The sequence below is a fragment of the Desulfonauticus autotrophicus genome (genome assembly GCF_055381725.1).
Genome location: NZ_AP042395.1, coordinates 1,427,270 through 1,443,891, shown reverse-complemented (window position 1 = coordinate 1,443,891; position 16,622 = coordinate 1,427,270). Strand labels below are relative to the sequence as shown.

Sequence of the window (16,622 nt, the reverse complement as noted above, 5' to 3'; positions counted from 1 at the left end):
TCCCTTTTTAAGTTTATTAAAATACAATCACATCATATCCTTGATTAAAATATTTAAACATGGATGGATGGCCCTTTAATTCAGCTAATAGAGTTAGGCCAAGTGCTTTTACCTCTTCCAAAACCCCCATTTTTTGCGAACAGGCCTGACAGGCTCCATAAAAGAGATTTTGGCTTTGGGCTTGTTGGTAGAATTGAAAAATAGGACTTTGCTGATTGCCAAATTCCTTTACCAGAGTGGTTGCCTCTCCTTCCAGAATTATGCCCACTTCTATATCCTTTTCCTTTAATTCCAGGGCATTTAAAAGTACGTGTAAAAAACACATGGGTTCTTTTTTAAAGACAAACAATACTTTTTTCATGGCTTAAGCCTCCTTTGGCAAAGCTTATAACTTAGTTATTTCTATAAGACAACATTCTTGTTTAATTGGAAGGAGTCTTATCCGGTAGTTTGATTAGCTGAACAAAAAATAGAGAAGCACAGCTTAGGACTGCGCCTATTAAAAAGGGTAGTTTATAATCTTGCATCCAGAGGATTCCGCCAATTACAGGCATGATTACAGCTACAATATGATTGATGGTAAAGCCTACAGCCATAGAAGGGGCAATATCCTTGGGGTCAGCTATTTTTTGAAAATAGGAGCGGATGGCCAGGGCAAAGTTAAAGAAAATGTGGTCCAAAATATACATCAGGGCTACTAAATAGCGGTTTTGTAAGTAGGCGTAAGCCAGAAAAATGAAGATAAGGGAGAAGTATTCTAAAGACAGGACTTTCCTTTCCCCAAAATAGTTAATGGCCTTGCCCAAAAAAGGGGTTAACCAGTAGTTTATTAGATTGTTGAGGACAAAAAGAAAGGCTATTTCAGCCAGGCTAAAGTGAAATCGCTTGACCAGCAAAAATACAGCAAAGGCAATAAAGATTTGCCTTCTGGCACCAGCAAGTAAGGTGAGCACATAAAAGAGCCAGTATCTTTTTTTAAGAATCATTTTTTTGTGTTGAAGAGGAACTTCTTTATCTAGAGGGTTTTGCCTGAGGGCCCAGAGTGCTCCTGAGGCAATGATTATTCCCAGAAAAAGAAAAGGGAGGAATAGGAAAGGAAAAAAGAAAGTGCAAAAATAACAGCTCCAGCCAGGATGTTGGTTAAGTGGGAGAAACTTTTAAGTCTTGCCATAACTAAAGGAGCTTCTTGTTGGGAAAAGTATTGAAGGGTTAAGGACTGGTTTAAGGTTTCATAATAGTGAAAACCAAAGGACATAAGTAAGGTGGTAAAGATAAAGCCATAAAAGGTGGGTAAAAATCCAGTTAAACCAATTCCCAGAGCCAGAAGAAAAACAGAAAAGACCAGCAATCTGTGTTCCTTAAACCAGAGCAAAAGATAGATTACCAGAAGGGCTAAAAAACCTGGCACTTCGCGTAAAGATTGCAAAAGCCCCATTTGCTGGCCATTTATATTTACCACTTCTACAGCAAAGTTATTTAAAAGGGTGCGCCATCCCTGAAAACCAAAAGTAGTTACTACTGTTAAGACCAGAAGGAAAAAATACATTTTTCTTTGGGTGTAGGACATATAAATAAACTCCTTTTTAAAAGCGGTGGGTAAGATAGACGCCTATTCCCATTAAAATGAGCCCCAGGATGCGCCACCAGGAAATGGGATGGACAGGATAGCCTAAAATTCCAAAGTGGTCGTAAAGCAAAGAAGCCAGGATTTGGCCTGTGAGCAATAAGCCCATTAAGGTGACAGCACCTACTTTGGGGGCAAGGATTACGGACACGAGCACAAAAAAAGCACCTAAAAGCCCTCCCAGATAGGCCCACCAGGGAGCCTGGGCAAAGGCCTTTAAAGGTATGGGCAGGATTTTTAGGCTAAAACTCAAGATTAAGAGAAAAATAGTGCCTACCATAAAGGAAATGGTAGAGGCCAGAAGGGCACTACCTAATTTTTGGTCCAGGATACTGTTTATACCAGGTTGGGCTGCTCCCACAATCCCGGCTAAAATACCTAAAAGAAAATAAAAAATACTGATTTTCATTTTTTCCTTTTTTAGATAAAGTAAAGTGAAAATACCTTTTCTTGAACTAACTTACAAGCAAATTATAAAGGGGTGGTTATGAACCTGTTAGCCCAGAGTAAAAACCTGTACCTTCAACAACATAAAGATAACCCCATTTTCTGGCAACCATGGGGAGAAAAGGCCCTTTTAGAAGCCAGAGAAAAGGATAAACCCATTTTCTTATCCATTGGTTATTCCTCCTGTCATTGGTGTCATGTAATGGCCAGAGAAAGCTTTTCAGATAAAAAAATAGCAGAAATCCTCAATGAAAATTTTGTCTGTATTAAAGTGGATAGAGAAGAAAGAGTGGACCTGGATACTTTGTACATGCAGGCCTGTTATGTCTTAAATGGATATGGCGGCTGGCCTTTAAACCTTTTTCTTACTCCAGAAAAGAAACCTTTTTTAGCTTTTACCTATCTTCCCAAAGAAAACTTACTGGATAGAGTAGGTTTTAAAGAGTTGGTTAAAAGAATAAGTATCTTATGGAAAAGGGAAAGAAAAATGCTGGAGGAGACAGCTTTAGAGCTAGAGAATGTGTTAAAGCAACAATATCTACCTGTGAAAAATGAATTTACAGGCCAGGAATTGGAACTGGCTTTAACCCAATTAAAAGAAGATATTGACTGGGAGTTTGGTGGATTGGGGAAAGCTCCTAAGTTTTTTCTTGTACCTAGCTGGCTTTTTTTAAGCAGTATCAGGGATAGGGAAGAGTTTGGGTCAATAGTTAAGAAAACCCTGAGGCATGTGGCTAGGGGTGGGGTCTTTGACCAGATAGGAGGAGGATTTTTTCGCTATAGTGTGGATAGGGAATGGAAACTTCCTCATTTTGAGAAAATGCTTTATGACCAGGCCCTTAATTTACTCCTTTTTCTTCGCGGATATAAATTATTTGGGGAAGATATTTTCCTTAGAACCATAGAAAAAACATTAAATTTTTGTTTTCAGAAAATGCAGGCCCCAAATAACGGCTTTTTTCCTCTCTTAGTGCTGAAAGTGAAGGCAAAGAGGGCAGGTATTATCTCTGGAGGGCAGAAGAACTAGAAAAGACCCTCTCTAAATCAGAGTTTTCTTATTTAAAAGAAATAAGTAAAATAGAAGATAAAGGGAATTTTAAAGAAGAAGCAAGCGGAAGTTATACTGGAGAAAATATTATATTTTTATCGCCAGAAAAGGTTGGCAGTATAGACTTGAATAAATTAGACAAAATTTTTGCAAAGCTTTTGTTAAAAAGAGAGGAAAAGGTTTTACCAGAAATAGATAGAAAAATACTTTGTGATTATAACAGTTTATTTTTGTTTGCTCTTTGTGAATATTACCAACTTTTCCCACAAGAAAAGATAAAAACTGCAATAAAAAATCTTTTTTCTTTTTAAAAGATACTTTTTATATTCAAGATGAGCTTTATCACTCCTTTATAGAAGGTGAAATAGGCAGTAAAGGAACTGCTTATGATTATACCTATTTTTTGATGGCCCTATCCAGAGTATATTGGTTGTTTAAAGAAGAATTTGTTTTAGATTTAATTCTGAGGTTGTTGGATAAATTTTGGGAGCTTTTTGCGGATGAAGATATTTATTTAAGTTCAAAGGGAAGCCAGGACCTTTTTTTAAGGCCCAAGCAATATTTTGACAATACTTTAATTTCTCCTCTTTCTGCCCTGGTTTATACTTTACTTTTTCTTTACCGTTTAAAGGGAAAGGATGCTTATTTGCATAAGGTAAAGGATATTTTACAATTCTCTGCCAGGAATTTTACTCAATATCCTGCTAATTACAGTTTTGTCTTTTTTGCTTTAAGGGAGTGGGATTTTCTGGAGCCTTTTTGGAAGATTTCCTGACTTAGGGCAATGCCAATTCCCACCAGGATGGCTCCACCTATTTGAGGTAAGTTTAGGGTTTCTTTTAAGAGTAGCCAGCTAAAAAAGAGGGTAAAAACCGGAATAAGGTTGACAAAAGCCGCAGCTTTGCTGGCAGAAATGGTTCCAACACCTTGATTGTAGAGGGAATAGGCGAGAAAGCTTACCACAGAGCCCAAGTAAAGTATAGCTAGAAAGCCAGAGAGGTGAAAAGAAAAGCTTTTCCAGGGGTCAAAATAAAGGGCCAGGGGAAGGAAAAATAGGCTTCCTATAATGGCCTGGGCAGCAGAGAGGAAAAAGGGATGGTAATTGCGGCTTAAAAGGCGTACCAGCAAGGTATAACCTGTAGCCATGGCCATGGCCAGAAATTCCAGGAAGTTGCCTAAGTAGGGGTTGGGGCTTGTACTTTCTGGATGGCTAAAGATGGTAAGTACATATACTCCTAAAATAGCCAGGATAAAGCCTAAGATAATTTTTAAGTTTAGAGGTTCTTTAAGTAAAAGATTGGCTCCAATACCTACCATTAGGGGTAAGGTGGCTACAATCAAGGAAGCTTGAGAAGCAGAAGTGTATTTTAAGGCATATCCTTCAAAAATAAAATAAAGACAGGGCTCAAATAAAGCCATCAATAAGATGAGTTTCAGGTCGGAAAAATAGATTTTTTTAGGTTTTATTTTGGGCCAGATAAGGAAAAAAATAAAGGTTGCTACGAACATACGGCCAAAAACAACTGTAAAGGGAGGATAGTTGAGTAAGGCAATTTTTAGGGCTACAAAAGAAGTACCCCAGAGTAACATGGCCAAAAGTAAACCTAAATAGGCGGTTAGTTTGCTCATAGTGTCTCCTGTGAAAGGAAAGCTACTTAGTGGTAAAAGTTTTTAGAGGCAAGTAAATTTTAAGGACGAACTTGTGAATAAAACTTAACTTTTTTGCAGGAAAAAGGGCCAAATAAGTCAAAAAAAATAAGGGTAGAAGGGCAGGCGATTATTTGGTTGCCAAGAGAGAAGAAAAAGTGTAAGAGTACTTCTTCTTAACGCCCCCGTAGCTCAGGCGGATAGAGCACGGGATTCCTAATCCCGGTTAGCCCAGGTTCGAGTCCTGGCGGGGGCACCAAAAGACTCAATAATTCAAACTTGAATTATGAGTGTTTTTTCCAAAAGCCTTAATTTATTCCTGAACATATTCTCAACTTGTCAAAACTTGAAAGATATAGTTTTTCTTGCTGGATTCCAGCTGAACTACAAGCATCATATAGTGAAAAATATCCTAAAGAACTAACCTGTAACTCTGTTTATTTACAGCTGTAGAATTAGGTTTTGCACTTGATTTATATGAAGAAGAAATTCTTTTTAGTTTAAAATGAATTCAGTAAAGTCTTCTTTATTGAACTTTTCGCTTTTGTTATTGAGTTTTATCTCAATATATTGTTAGATAGTATTGTTTGGGTAAAGTGAATAAAGACTGTAGTTACATGTGTATTTACAAATTTATATATTATTACTTCCTTTTTTTAAAAAGGGAGTAATTTTAGAAGTAAATTTTACAAGGAGTTTAATATAATTTTTTTATGTTTTAGAGATAAATATCTGCTATTTTTAACTACTTCTTTTATTCTCTGACATACATTTGGGGAAGCTGACCATACTTTGCCAGCTTGAATAGCTGCATCTATTGCTTGTTTTGGTAGCTGTTGAATACTTGAGGTATCAATATAAGATGTATGGGTTAGGCAGGATATTTCTAGTTTGCTCATAACCTGAACTTGAGCATCAGGAGCCTTATTCCACGGTTTGGAGTTAATATAAAAAAAGAAAAATATTCAGGAGCAACACATATGGCAAATTTATCATGGTCAATCCCATTTAAATATTTTTTAAAAACCAGAATAATATCTCCAGGATTTAAAGGCATAATAAATAAACTAAAGAACAATGGTGTGAGCTGTTTCTTTCAGGTAGGATATTAACTCATCACGGTTGGGAATATCATCATCTATAAATAATTCATAATCCATTTCTGAATGCATATTAGACTGTTGCCAGGCTTTTTCTTCATGGGTTATTTGAGTAAGAGAATTAAAATCAGTTTTTTCACATTTATCCATTGCTTCATTCAAACATTCCAGGTCTGTCTCTGAAAAAAATCAAGATCAGGCTCACGTTTGGCAAAAACAGACGGAATATCATTTTCCTTTTTAACTTCCAGGGATTCATTAATCGCCTTTAAAATATCCTGAGGGATAAAATCACTTTTTTTAAGAATATCATAGGCAAAAGAACCAACAGGGCCATAGGGCATTTTTATATAAACATCTCCAAAGACCGGTCTTCCATATTTTTGAAGATGGAACTTGTCTGCATAAAATAAAATTTTGAGAAGATTATGAAACCCGTTTCCAGGTTTTTTTTGTGCTAGCAAAACCAATGCTTCTAAAATTTTTTGAGGATTTGCTTTATACCTCAACATATTCTCCTCCCATTATTACCAAATTAATAACTATTAACTTCGAAATTCCATGTCAAGACCAGGACAAACAAAAAGCCCCCTCAAAAGAGGAGGGTAATAACCAATTTTAAATTACTCCTTGCTTTTTTACATTTCATCTTTTCTTGGTCTCCTTTTTTATCCTCAGTCATCTATTTTCCTTACTTGTTTCTCTTTTGCCTGGCCTGGAGATACACAAGTCCTACTTAAGCTAGGTTCTTAAGATTTTAAAAATCTTATCAGGTTATCTTTTTGAATTTTCTATTCAAAAATAAAATATATTTTCTTGAAATCAATTGAGATTACCAATTTGCTGCCCTCTTTTATTCCCTTTATAAACAATAAACTTAATTTTTGGAGGTAGCAGATGAGTGCAGAATATCGGGAGATGTGGGAAAAACTGAATTTAGACCTTACTGCCCATGATGGATTGCTTACGGTTTTGGGCAAATTTTACGGAGACATTTACCTTTCTCAGGATAAGCGTTTAAAGGGAATGGAGTATCTGGATTTTGTAGTGTCAGAGGTGCACGGCCTGAGGATTAAAGAACTGCAGGACGCCAAGGCCAGAGGTCAAAAGGTAGTTGGTACCTTTTGTATTTTTGTACCAGAAGAGTTGACTTTAGCGGCCAGGGCCATTCAGGTAGGGCTTTGTGCTGGAGCAGAAGCAGGCAAGGAAGAGGCTGAAAAATAGTGCCCAGAAATACCTGTGCCCTTATCAAGTCCTTTATTGGTTTTAAGCTGGCCAGGTTATGTCCGTTTATTGAGTCCTGTGACCTTATTGTGGGCGAGACCACTTGTGATGGAAAGAAGAAAGCCTATGAAGTTTTTAAGGACTATGTAAATCTCTATGTAATGGAAGTGCCTCAGCAAAAGAAAAAGGCAGACAGAGAGCTTTTTAAAGCAGAAGTTCTGGCTTATAAGGAAAAGCTGGAAGAGCTTACAGGCAATAAAATAACAGCCGAGAGCCTGAAAGAAGCCATTAAACTGGTAAATCGCAAACGCAAAGTGTTGCAGAGATTGAATGCGCTTAGAGCCAAGGTGCCTACTCCCATTTCTGGTCGGGATGTGCTTCTTATAAACCAGATTAGCTTTTATGACGACCCACAGCGTTTTTGCGAGAAAATAGAGGAGCTCTGTCAGGAACTGGAGCAAAAGGTAAAGGAAAAGAGGGCGTGGTGCCAGAAAATACCCCCAGGTTGCTTTTGGCTGGTTGTCCTATGGCCGTACCCAACTGGAAGCTTCCCTATCTGGTTGAAAGCTCTGGTGCAGTTGTGGTGGGAGAAGAGTCCTGTATAGGTACCAGGAATACCAGAGACCTGATGGATGAATCTAAAGAGACTCTAGAAGAGATGATAGATGCCCTGGTAGATAGATATATGCGCATTGATTGTGCTTGTTTTACCCCCAATGAAGAGAGAATGGAAAATGTGCTTAACCTGGCCAAAGAGTTGAAAGTGGACGGCGTTATTCAATATAGTTTGCTTTTTTGTCAGCCCTATCAACAGGAAAGCTTAAAATTGGGCAAGTTTTTAGAAAAAAATAATATTCCAGTACTAAATATAGAGACAGATTATAGTATGGAAGATGTGGAGCAATTAAAAACCAGAGTAGAAGCCTTTGTGGAAATGCTGGAAAAATAAAGCTATGTTGATTTTAGGTATAGATATTGGTTCGAGAAGTATTGAAATAGTGGGGCTGGATAAAGGGGAGTTGCAGCTAAAAAAGCAACTCCCCACCACCTTTGACCCTCTGGCTCAGCTAAGAAAGGGGCTAAAGGACTTGGCGTTTGCGGGAGTGGTGGCCACAGGCTATGGTCGGGGGCTGGTGGATAGGCTGGATTTAAAGGTGCCTGTTAAGAAAATTACAGAAATAAAAGCCTATGCCAAGGGCGTAAGTGCGCTTTTTCCCCAGGCCAGAAGTATTCTGGATATAGGTGGGCAGGATACCAAGGCCTTATTGTTAAATGAGCAGGGAGGTTTGTTGAAGTTTGAAATGAATGACCGCTGTGCTGCTGGTACAGGTAAATTTTTGGAGCAAATGGCCAATATTTTTCAGATAGGTATTGAAGAATTTGGTCCCTATGCCCTTAAGGGAGATAGAGTGCCTGTTATTAACAGTATGTGTACTGTGTTTGCTGAGACAGAAGCTACTTCCCTTATGGCTCAGGGCGAGAAACCAGAAAATATTGCCCTGGCCCTGCATCACGCCATTGTAAAACGCTGTGTCAACATGTTAAAACGGGTAGGCGCAACTCCTCCTTTGATTTTTGCCGGAGGTGTGGCGCATAATCCCTGCGTAGCTCAATTGTTGAGCGAAAATTTGGGCTTTTCTCCTATCATTCCTCAAGACCCGGATTTTATAGGCGCTATAGGCGCAGCCCTTTCTTTTTCCTAAAAGCTTTCAGCTTGCTTAATTTGAGTTTAAGCGTTAAGTTTTTTAGAAGTTTTTCTGGAAAATTAAAAAATAGGATAAAAAAATGAAGAGATTAGTCTTCTTGTTTTTGCTGTGCTTATCCTGGCCTGTTTTACTTTGGGCCAGCGAGCCTCTGGATAAGATGCAAGCCAGTTATGAAAAGATTGTTTCCTTTAAGACCACCTTTTATCAGGTCCTGACCAATGCAGCGAGTAAAGAACAGGAACTGAGAAAGGGAAAAATTTACTTTAAAAAGCCAGAATTGATTTTATGGGAAGTAGAAGAGCCAGAGCCAGAAAAATTACTGGTCAACCCCCAGGGGGTATGGGATTATTTTCCAGAAGAAAATACAGCTTATAAATATCCCAAAGATAAGTTGTTTTCCTCTAAAACCATGCTCAAGTTTATTTCAGGTAAGGCCAATCTCAAAGAGGACTTTGTATCTGAGTTTATGGGTAAAGAGAAAGATGGCCTTAAGTTTAAGCTGGTGCCTAAAAATCCAGAACCCAATCTGGTGTTGGCCTTTATCTGGATAGATGAAAAGAAAAGTATTTTAAATCGGATTTTACTGGTGGATTTTTTTGGTAATGGCAATGAACTTTCTTTAACCAATACAGAGATAAATGTTCCGTTGGATAATAAACTCTTTTCTCTTGATTTACCCAAGGACGTAGAAGTTATTGAAAATAATTCCTAGGAGGTAGCAAGGTGGTTATTGTAGTTAAGTCTTGTGCTGAATGTCCCTTTTGTACTAAGCTGGAAAATGGAACCCAAAAGTGTAATGTAACCTTTCCTCCCTATAGAGTTATCAGTACAGAAGATAAAGTCCCTGTATGGTGTCCTTTGAAAAAAGAACAGATAATTGTGCGCAATTTTTCTTAGTTTTTATGTAAATTATTTTTCTTATTTGAAGACTAAGATTGAGTTGTTTTTGGCTTAAAAAATTTTTTAAACTTTTGTTTTTTTAATCTAGTCTTTTATGTAATTTTCCACTCGATTATTAATGTCTATACTTTCTTTTTATATTTTTTAAACAGTCAGTTATTTCCTGCAGTCCTTTCTTGATATCCTATTTGTTTTTACAAATCTAAAAACAAGCGTGATTTTTTATCTATTTGAAATTTAATAATTTTTTATTTTTCTCTTTGTTTTTCGCCATCTTGACAAGAAAATTCTCTTTTTGTAATACTTTATAAAAAATAATGTTAAAAAATACAAATTTAAAAAAAAAATAGTCTTTGAAAAAGAAGGTTGTTTTTTATTTGTTTAAAAAATAATAATATTTAAGGCAAAAAGTTGTGAACAATTTGGTCTGGAAGTTTGAGGCGGTGTTTTTAGGGGGGATAGTCTTTTTGATGGGAATTTTGGGAGGCAGTGGTTGGGCAATGAATTTAGAACAGGAAATAGCTCAAAAATTTTCTGGTTATGAAAGAGCTAAAAAAAGTATTCAAATAAGCAGGATGGTGAAAAAGGATGTTAATTCGAATGGTAAAGTGGATAAAATTTTGTTTTTAGATGAATCTGGTAAGGTAGTTAAAATAAAGTATGACCTGGATGAAGATGGTTTTTGGGAACAGACTGTTTTTAAAATAAAAGAAGGTATTTTAGTAAAAGAGTTATATGTAAAAGGTAAATATTTACCATATCATGTATTTATATTTGAAAAAAATAATTTAGTTTTAGAAAAAATGGACAAAAATAGAGATGGTTTATTTGATAAATATATATATTTGTGTAGAGATAAGTATATAAAAAAAGAAGATTTAAATTTTGATGGTAAAATAGATAAAATAACTTATTTTACAAATTCAGGAGATATACTGTATAGAAAAGAGTTTTTGGGTGATTCTAAAGATACAATAAAAACTATATATTTTAAATCTGGAAAAGTAAATAAAATAGAAGAAGTTAATAATGATAGAAATATAGTTATTGAAAAAAGTAATGGTTATTTAAGAAAAATTGTTTTTAATAAAATAAAAGGTAAATGGAAAAAGAAGATAATAAGTTATGATAAAAGTAATAATGTCCAGAAAATAATTTATGATATCAATGGAGATGGTCAAGAAGATGTTTACGAACATTATAAAGATGGAATTTTAGTAGGTATTGATAGAGATGAAAATTATAATGGTAAAATAGACTTTAAAATAGTCTATAAAAATAAAAATGAAGTTTTGTTAAAAAGAGATAGAGATGAAGATGGATTTTTTGAGGAGAATGTTTTTCTTAACAAGAATGAGAATAAAAAAATAATAGAAATTAGAAATGAAAAAACTCCTATTTTTAGGCGTATTGTTTATAAAAATAATATTCCAGTAAAAGAAGAAATTGTTGATGATAAATTTAAAAAAGTCATAGAGTTAAAAGTATATAATAAAGAGGGAAAGTTAGTTGAATATCAAAAAAAGGATAAGGATGGTTTTATAGATGTAATCTGGCTCTATTCTAAAGAAGGATTCCCTTGTTTGGCTAAAAAAGACAGAAATAAAGATGGAAAAATTGATACCTGGTATTTTTATGAAAATGGGAAGATTAGAAAAGTAGAAATAGATAAAGATGGTGATGGCAATCCAGATTCTTGGCAAGAATATAAAAATGGTAAATTGATTTCTAGTAGAAGGAGTTTGTTAAATTAGAAAAAAAGGGGTTTTTATGCTGGATTTATTGGAGAAGGGAGGTTTTTTAGTTATTCCTATTCTGGGTTGTTCTGTATTGAGTTTGACTATTTTTATGGAGCGTTGTTTTCGGTTTTTTCTTTGGAAAAGACAAAAAAAAGAAATTGGAGTTAATATTTGTACTTACTTACGGAAAAAGGATGTAAGTTCTGCTTTAAAGATTGCCCTGGAAAGTAAATCTCCTTTGGGAAGAGTGCTGGCAAAGGCCATTGAAGTAATAAAACAAGATAGAGAAACCATAGAAACAGTCTTGCTTCATGCCATTGAAGAAGAAGTAGATAGGTTCTCTAAGTATTTGCAAGTATTAGCTACTATAGGGAATGTTACTCCTTTGTTAGGACTTTTAGGGACAGTTATTGGTATGATTAAGGCTTTTATGGTTATTGAAGAAATGGGAGGCAAGGTAAATGCGTCTGTGTTGGCTGGAGGAATATGGGAAGCCATGTTGACCACAGCCCTGGGGTTAGCCGTGGCCTTACCTACTATGTTGGCACATAGTTATTTAGTTTCTCAGGTTAATAAATTAGAAGCTAAGCTGCGGGATGGTAGCGTAGAATTTATTAAAGTTTTGAACGTATTTTAGTATGTTAGTACACCCTAAGAAAAAATCAATATATTCTATTCAAGTACCTTTAACTTCTTTAATAGATATAGTGTTTTTGCTGTTAATTTATTTTTTATTAACCTCAAGTTTTATGGATCAAGAAGGAATTATTGTTAATCTACCTAAGGCAGACGCAAAAGATTTAAATGTAAAACGAGAAGTAATTGTTTATATAGAAAATAATGGTAAGATATTTTTTAATGGTAATTATATAAGTTTAAAAGAATTGTCGTTAAAGCTAAAAAAAGATAAAAGTTTTAAATTAGAAAGCGTAATTATAAAGGCTGACCGAGAGTTAGAACTAGAAAAGGTCGTAAGTGTAATGGATATTATTCAAAAATCTGGTTGTAAAAAAATTGTTTTAGCTACTGAAAGAAATTAATTGAAATGGTTGAATTTAAAGATAGTAAGTATTTTTTTATATTCTTTTTAATTTCTTTAAGTATGCATTTATTTTTGATTAATAAAAAAGAGTATATTGCTAAAAAAAATATGAAAAAAGATACTATATATATGGAGATAAGCGTTCAAGATTATATTGTGCCAAATGAAAATATAGAGGTTCCTTCTTTTCCAAGAGAGAATAAAAATATTGATAATAAATATTTTACTAAGGACTTATATCCTTTTCCTATAGATGATACTTTTAATAAATTAGATGATTGGAAAACTGTAGAAGCTTATGAACAAGAAAAATTAAATATGGAATCTATCCCCAGGATGGAAGATGTTTTTGATAATGATTTAGAAGAAAATAACTTTGAAAATAGAGAACATATTAAACAGGAAAAAAATAGTTTTGACAGGATAAATAATGAATACATAAGTTCTTTAGTTGGATTAATAGAAAAAAATAAAATTTATCCCTATAAAGCTAGATTAAAGAGAATAGAGGGAAGTAGTGTGGTTGGTTTTACTCTTTATAAAGATGGATCTATTTCCAATTTAAAAATTATTACTAGTTCAAAACAAGATGTTTTAGATCAAGCTGCTTTGCAAGCGGTAAAAAAGTCTTCGCCTTTTCCTGTTCCACCAAGTTCTTTAAATTTACCTCGAGCTTTTAAAATTAGAATAAAATTTAAATTAGAATAAAGGTAAGGGGGTAGTTATGAAATTTTATAGGTTGTGGTGGCTATTAGTCTGTTTATTTTTTTTAAATCCAATACCAGGGAGAGCAGAAGATATTGTATTGCCTGATATCGTTGTAGAAGGGCAAAAAATAATTGTTCCCACCAAACAATCTGATGAAACAGTTTATACTGGTACGGAAATAACCAGGGAAGGTATGGATATTGCGGGTGAAAAGGGAAAGGCTAGTGTTTACGAAGTTGTATCTGTAGTGCCAGGAGTGGTTTTTGAAGGGGTAGATCCCAATAATTTGGCTTCAGAGCAATCCAGTATTCGTGTGAGAGGGGTGAAGGGATATCTTGGGGCTATGACTGTAGAAGGGGTTCCCAATTATGGAGGAAATCCAATGGGACCGAGAAATTATATTTATGATCTGGATAATTTTGAGAGTATTTCCATTTATAAGGGAGCTATACCTAGCGATCTTGGTTCTGGAGTAGGTAACCGAGCTGGAGCTATAGAATTAAAACCTCTTTGGGCTACAAAAGACTTTGGGGTAAAATTTTCTCAATCTTTAGGTAGTTTTGATTATAAAAGAACCTTTTTTAGATTGGATTCAGGAGAAAAAGGACCTTTAACTACTAGAATTTCCTTAGCTTATTCTTTTAGTGAAGCAGATAAATGGAAAGGCCCTGGAGACATTGGCCCCAGGAATAATTTTAATTTTACTTTAGTGCAACCTTTAGGAGAAAAATTAGAGATTAAATTTTGGGCGAACTATAATTATATTGAAAACTATAAGTATAGATTGCTTACTTATGACCAAGCAGAAAACTTAGATAAATACTATCGTTTAGATTTTAACGAGTCTTTTACAGGAAATCCTAGCGAAGATTATTTGTATTATAAGTATAATTGGGAAAAACATGAAAATAAAGACTATCTAAGTGTTTTGACTTTGCAGGCCACTGATTATCTCAAGTTTATTTTTAAGCCTTATTTATCTCAAGAAGATGCTAGAATAAAAACTGGATATAGCAAGCTACAAGGAAAGCCAGGTGTTCAGCAGAGGAATAGAGATATTGAAAGAAAGGGAATTATTTCAGAGGCTGAGGTTAAGTTTAAAAATATTATTGCAAGTTTAGGTTATCACTATGAAGTAGCAGATATGGATATTACTGCTGAAAATTATTGGATAAATTCAGATGGTTCTTTGACTTATAGGGGGTATGGAATATTTTCCACTACAGGTGATACTTATGTACATAGCCCTTACTTAAAAGTGGCTGGCAATGGGGATAAACTTAATTGGCAAGCTGGAGTTAAATATTTTAGATTTGAAGATTCAGCAAGCAAGGGATATGTAACGCAATATTCTGGAGGAGTACCCACTTTAGTGCGAGCTCCAGATTTAGATAGAAAAGCTAGAACTTATGATATCTGGCTGCCTACTGCAGGGGTTTCTTATAAGTTTTCAGATAACTGGGAATCTTCTGTAAGTTATGGTAAAAATTTTATTCGGCCTTATGCCTATATGCCTCTTATAAGTCTTTACAATAGGTTGCGCACTCAGTTTCAAGCTGCAGGTATAACTTTAAATGATTTGTTTGATGGGTATGATATAGAAGAGTCTGATAATTTTGATTTTGGTATTAAATATCATAATTCCTATTTAGAAATAAATCCTACTTTGTTTTTTTCCAGGCATAAAAATTTGTTAACAAAGATTTCAGACTCTAGAGTATTAGATAGTGGAAAGCCTGTAACTTATTATCAAAATATAGGGAAAGCTAAAGGTTATGGTTTAGAATTACCAATGAATTTTTTCCTTTCTGATAAATTTACTTTTTATTTAAATCCAACTTATAATAGTTTAACTTATGACAGAGATATAGAGTACCAAGGTCAAACATATGATACAAAGGGTAAGCAAATTGTTGATGTCCCTAAGTGGACAGTTGTTTCTGGAATTATTTTTAAACATCAAGGATGGGAAATTTCTCCTCAGATGCGTTATATAGGTAAAAGATATGGAGATATAGAACATAAGGAGGATATACCTTCTTATGAAGTTTTTGATTTTAAGGCTTCTTATACAAAAAAAAATATTGGAGCTTTTAAAGAGTTTAAAGTTTTTTTAGAATTAAATAATTTATTTGATCGCCATTATGTATCTAGCATTAGTGCCTGGGATGATACGGTTTCTGGAGCATCCTACTATGTGGGAGCACCATTTTCACTAAAAGCAGGTTTATCTTTTAAATTTTAATTTTTTTAAAAATGGAGAGTTGCAGATGAATAAAATTGCTATTGTTGGTAAAGGTGGGGTGGGAAAAAGTTTTATTACTTATGCTCTGAGCAAGTTTTTTGCCCAAAAAGCCAATAAAGTATTGGTGGTAGATTGCGATGAAAGCAATAAGAGCCTTTTTAGGTTATTTGGTTTTGCACATTCTCCCAAAGATTTTATGGATTTTTTAGGAGGAAAAAAGGCAGTACAGCAAAAACTGATTAAAAAATTTAAAGACAAAGAAGCAAAAATAAATATTTTAGAAAAGGGTCTGGTCACTTTAGAGAGTATCCCAACAGAATTTATTCAACAGGATGGGAATATTTTTTTAATTAGTATAGGTAAAATTAGTCATCCTATGGAGGGTTGTGCTTGTCCAATGGGGGTGGTGAGTAGGGAGTTTTTAGAGAAAATTGAACTGAAAAAAGATGAACTGGTTATAGTGGATACAGAGGCAGGAGTGGAGCACTTTGGAAGAGGGATAGAGCAAGGTATTGATGTAGTGCTTGCTATAGCAGAACCTTATCTCGACTCTATTGAAGTAGCTAAAAGAGCTTATTTTTTAGCTAAAGATATGGGTAAAAGAGCCTACTTACTTTTTAATAAGGTTACGTCAAACTTAAAAGAAAGACTTGAGAAAACATTGGAGCAGCAAGATATAGAACTTTTAGGATTTATTGACTTTTATCCTGAAGTTTATGCATCAGCTTTGGATGGTAAAATTCCTGAGAATAAAAGTGTATTTTCTGAAATAGAAAAAATAGGGGAAAAGATTTATGGAATTTAAGTTTAATTCTATAGGATATATAAAAAATCGAACCAACAATGTCCCCAGACATTGGTCTGTATCAGATTTGGAAGGGGAGATTGTCTTGGATTCTGTTTATCAAAAAGGAATAAAAGATATAAACACAGGAGATAAAATTGTAGTTGTTTTTTGTTTTCATAAATCTTCAGATTTTACTTTTGATAAGTTAGTACAAAAACCTCCTCACTTAAAGGAAATGAAAGGAGTGTTTAGCACCTGTTCTTCTTATAGGCCAAACCCCATAGGTGTATCTGTTTTTGAAGTTTTAGAATGTCAGGATAATGTTATTCGAGTAAAAGGGATTGATGTTTATGATGGGACTCCTATTTTGGATATAAAACCTTATATTGCTTGTAAGTAGGGGGA

General features: G+C 34.5%; 20 protein-coding genes, 1 tRNA gene and 1 pseudogene. 14 read left to right on the top strand and 8 right to left on the bottom strand.

What is annotated here, in order from left to right; all coding sequences use genetic code 11:
- Positions 1-16: 16 nt before the first annotated feature.
- The 4 genes from ACZ42F_RS08260 to ACZ42F_RS08245 all read right to left on the bottom strand — a co-directional run bounded on the left by ACZ42F_RS08260 (position 17) and on the right by ACZ42F_RS08245 (position 2,033).
- Positions 17-361, bottom strand: coding sequence for a DsrE family protein (locus ACZ42F_RS08260; RefSeq protein WP_464278618.1), 345 nt, complete (start codon positions 359-361; stop codon positions 17-19).
- 61 nt (positions 362-422) lie between these two features.
- The gene (locus ACZ42F_RS08255; protein ID WP_464278617.1) at positions 423-986 is read right to left on the bottom strand and encodes an MFS transporter; all 564 of its coding nucleotides are present in this window, start codon (positions 984-986) and stop codon (positions 423-425) included.
- 74 nt (positions 987-1,060) lie between these two features.
- Complete coding sequence (locus ACZ42F_RS08250) at positions 1,061-1,567, bottom strand: MFS transporter (protein ID WP_464278616.1); 507 nt, start codon at positions 1,565-1,567, stop codon at positions 1,061-1,063.
- 16 nt (positions 1,568-1,583) lie between these two features.
- Positions 1,584-2,033, bottom strand: coding sequence for a DMT family transporter (locus ACZ42F_RS08245; protein WP_464278615.1), 450 nt, complete (start codon positions 2,031-2,033; stop codon positions 1,584-1,586).
- A 78-nt stretch (positions 2,034-2,111) separates the two neighbouring features.
- Between ACZ42F_RS08245 and ACZ42F_RS08240 the strand changes: the two genes are divergently transcribed.
- Both ACZ42F_RS08240 and ACZ42F_RS08235 read left to right on the top strand, forming a co-directional pair.
- A complete protein-coding gene (locus ACZ42F_RS08240; RefSeq protein ID WP_464278614.1) occupies positions 2,112-3,098 on the top strand; it encodes a thioredoxin domain-containing protein in 987 nt (328 codons plus the stop codon).
- 427 nt (positions 3,099-3,525) lie between these two features.
- Entirely contained in the window at positions 3,526-3,894 is a 369-nt protein-coding gene (locus tag ACZ42F_RS08235) for a hypothetical protein (protein WP_464278613.1), read from the top strand.
- Here ACZ42F_RS08235 and ACZ42F_RS08230 read toward each other — a convergent pair.
- Positions 3,828-4,748 carry a DMT family transporter gene (locus tag ACZ42F_RS08230; RefSeq protein ID WP_464278612.1) on the bottom strand — a complete coding sequence of 307 codons (921 nt, stop codon included), beginning with the start codon at positions 4,746-4,748 and terminating at the stop codon, positions 3,828-3,830. The two genes, ACZ42F_RS08235 and ACZ42F_RS08230, sit on opposite strands and share 67 nt — an antisense overlap.
- Positions 4,749-4,947: 199 nt before the next feature.
- On the opposite strand from ACZ42F_RS08230, the gene ACZ42F_RS08225 reads away from it, so the two are divergent.
- Positions 4,948-5,025 (top strand) — tRNA-Arg (locus tag ACZ42F_RS08225).
- Positions 5,026-5,452: 427 nt separating this feature from the next.
- Here ACZ42F_RS08225 and ACZ42F_RS08220 read toward each other — a convergent pair.
- The 3 genes from ACZ42F_RS08220 to ACZ42F_RS08210 all read right to left on the bottom strand — a co-directional run bounded on the left by ACZ42F_RS08220 (position 5,453) and on the right by ACZ42F_RS08210 (position 6,378).
- Positions 5,453-5,665: a hypothetical protein gene (locus tag ACZ42F_RS08220; RefSeq protein WP_464278611.1), complete on the bottom strand. Its 213-nt coding sequence runs from the start codon at positions 5,663-5,665 to the stop codon at positions 5,453-5,455.
- Between the two features lie 168 nt (positions 5,666-5,833).
- A complete protein-coding gene (locus ACZ42F_RS08215; RefSeq protein ID WP_464278610.1) occupies positions 5,834-6,016 on the bottom strand; it encodes a hypothetical protein in 183 nt (60 codons plus the stop codon).
- An 8-nt stretch (positions 6,017-6,024) separates the two neighbouring features.
- Entirely contained in the window at positions 6,025-6,378 is a 354-nt protein-coding gene (locus ACZ42F_RS08210) for a Panacea domain-containing protein (RefSeq protein ID WP_464278609.1), read from the bottom strand.
- A 385-nt stretch (positions 6,379-6,763) separates the two neighbouring features.
- On the opposite strand from ACZ42F_RS08210, the pseudogene ACZ42F_RS08205 reads away from it, so the two are divergent.
- The 11 genes and pseudogenes from ACZ42F_RS08205 to tsaA all read left to right on the top strand — a co-directional run bounded on the left by ACZ42F_RS08205 (position 6,764) and on the right by tsaA (position 16,617).
- Positions 6,764-8,039, top strand: a pseudogene (locus ACZ42F_RS08205) (double-cubane-cluster-containing anaerobic reductase).
- Between the two features lie 7 nt (positions 8,040-8,046).
- Positions 8,047-8,793 carry an acyl-CoA dehydratase activase gene (locus ACZ42F_RS08200; RefSeq protein WP_464280234.1) on the top strand — a complete coding sequence of 249 codons (747 nt, stop codon included), beginning with the start codon at positions 8,047-8,049 and terminating at the stop codon, positions 8,791-8,793.
- Between the two features lie 82 nt (positions 8,794-8,875).
- Complete coding sequence (gene lolA / locus ACZ42F_RS08195) at positions 8,876-9,508, top strand: outer membrane lipoprotein periplasmic chaperone LolA (RefSeq protein WP_464278608.1); 633 nt, start codon at positions 8,876-8,878, stop codon at positions 9,506-9,508.
- A gap of 11 nt (positions 9,509-9,519) precedes the next feature.
- Positions 9,520-9,693 (top strand): hypothetical protein, encoded by a 174-nt coding sequence (locus ACZ42F_RS08190; protein WP_464278607.1) that lies wholly within the window; start codon positions 9,520-9,522, stop codon positions 9,691-9,693.
- A 416-nt stretch (positions 9,694-10,109) separates the two neighbouring features.
- A complete protein-coding gene (locus ACZ42F_RS08185; RefSeq protein WP_464278606.1) occupies positions 10,110-11,450 on the top strand; it encodes a hypothetical protein in 1,341 nt (446 codons plus the stop codon).
- A gap of 16 nt (positions 11,451-11,466) precedes the next feature.
- Positions 11,467-12,072, top strand: a complete 606-nt coding sequence (locus ACZ42F_RS08180) for a MotA/TolQ/ExbB proton channel family protein (RefSeq protein WP_464278605.1) — start codon at positions 11,467-11,469, stop codon at positions 12,070-12,072.
- 1 nt (position 12,073) lies between these two features.
- On the top strand, positions 12,074-12,475 hold the full coding sequence (locus tag ACZ42F_RS08175; RefSeq protein ID WP_464278604.1) for an ExbD/TolR family protein: 402 nt from the start codon (positions 12,074-12,076) through the stop codon (positions 12,473-12,475).
- Positions 12,476-12,480: 5 nt separating this feature from the next.
- On the top strand, positions 12,481-13,185 hold the full coding sequence (locus ACZ42F_RS08170) for an energy transducer TonB (protein ID WP_464278603.1): 705 nt from the start codon (positions 12,481-12,483) through the stop codon (positions 13,183-13,185).
- Between the two features lie 16 nt (positions 13,186-13,201).
- On the top strand, positions 13,202-15,430 hold the full coding sequence (locus tag ACZ42F_RS08165) for a TonB-dependent receptor (protein WP_464278602.1): 2,229 nt from the start codon (positions 13,202-13,204) through the stop codon (positions 15,428-15,430).
- Between the two features lie 25 nt (positions 15,431-15,455).
- Positions 15,456-16,235, top strand: coding sequence for an ATP-binding protein (locus ACZ42F_RS08160; protein ID WP_464278601.1), 780 nt, complete (start codon positions 15,456-15,458; stop codon positions 16,233-16,235).
- Positions 16,225-16,617 (top strand): tRNA (N6-threonylcarbamoyladenosine(37)-N6)-methyltransferase TrmO, encoded by a 393-nt coding sequence (gene tsaA / locus ACZ42F_RS08155; RefSeq protein WP_464278600.1) that lies wholly within the window; start codon positions 16,225-16,227, stop codon positions 16,615-16,617. The genes ACZ42F_RS08160 and tsaA overlap by 11 nt, the downstream gene beginning before the upstream one ends.
- The last annotated feature ends 5 nt before the right edge of the window (positions 16,618-16,622 follow it).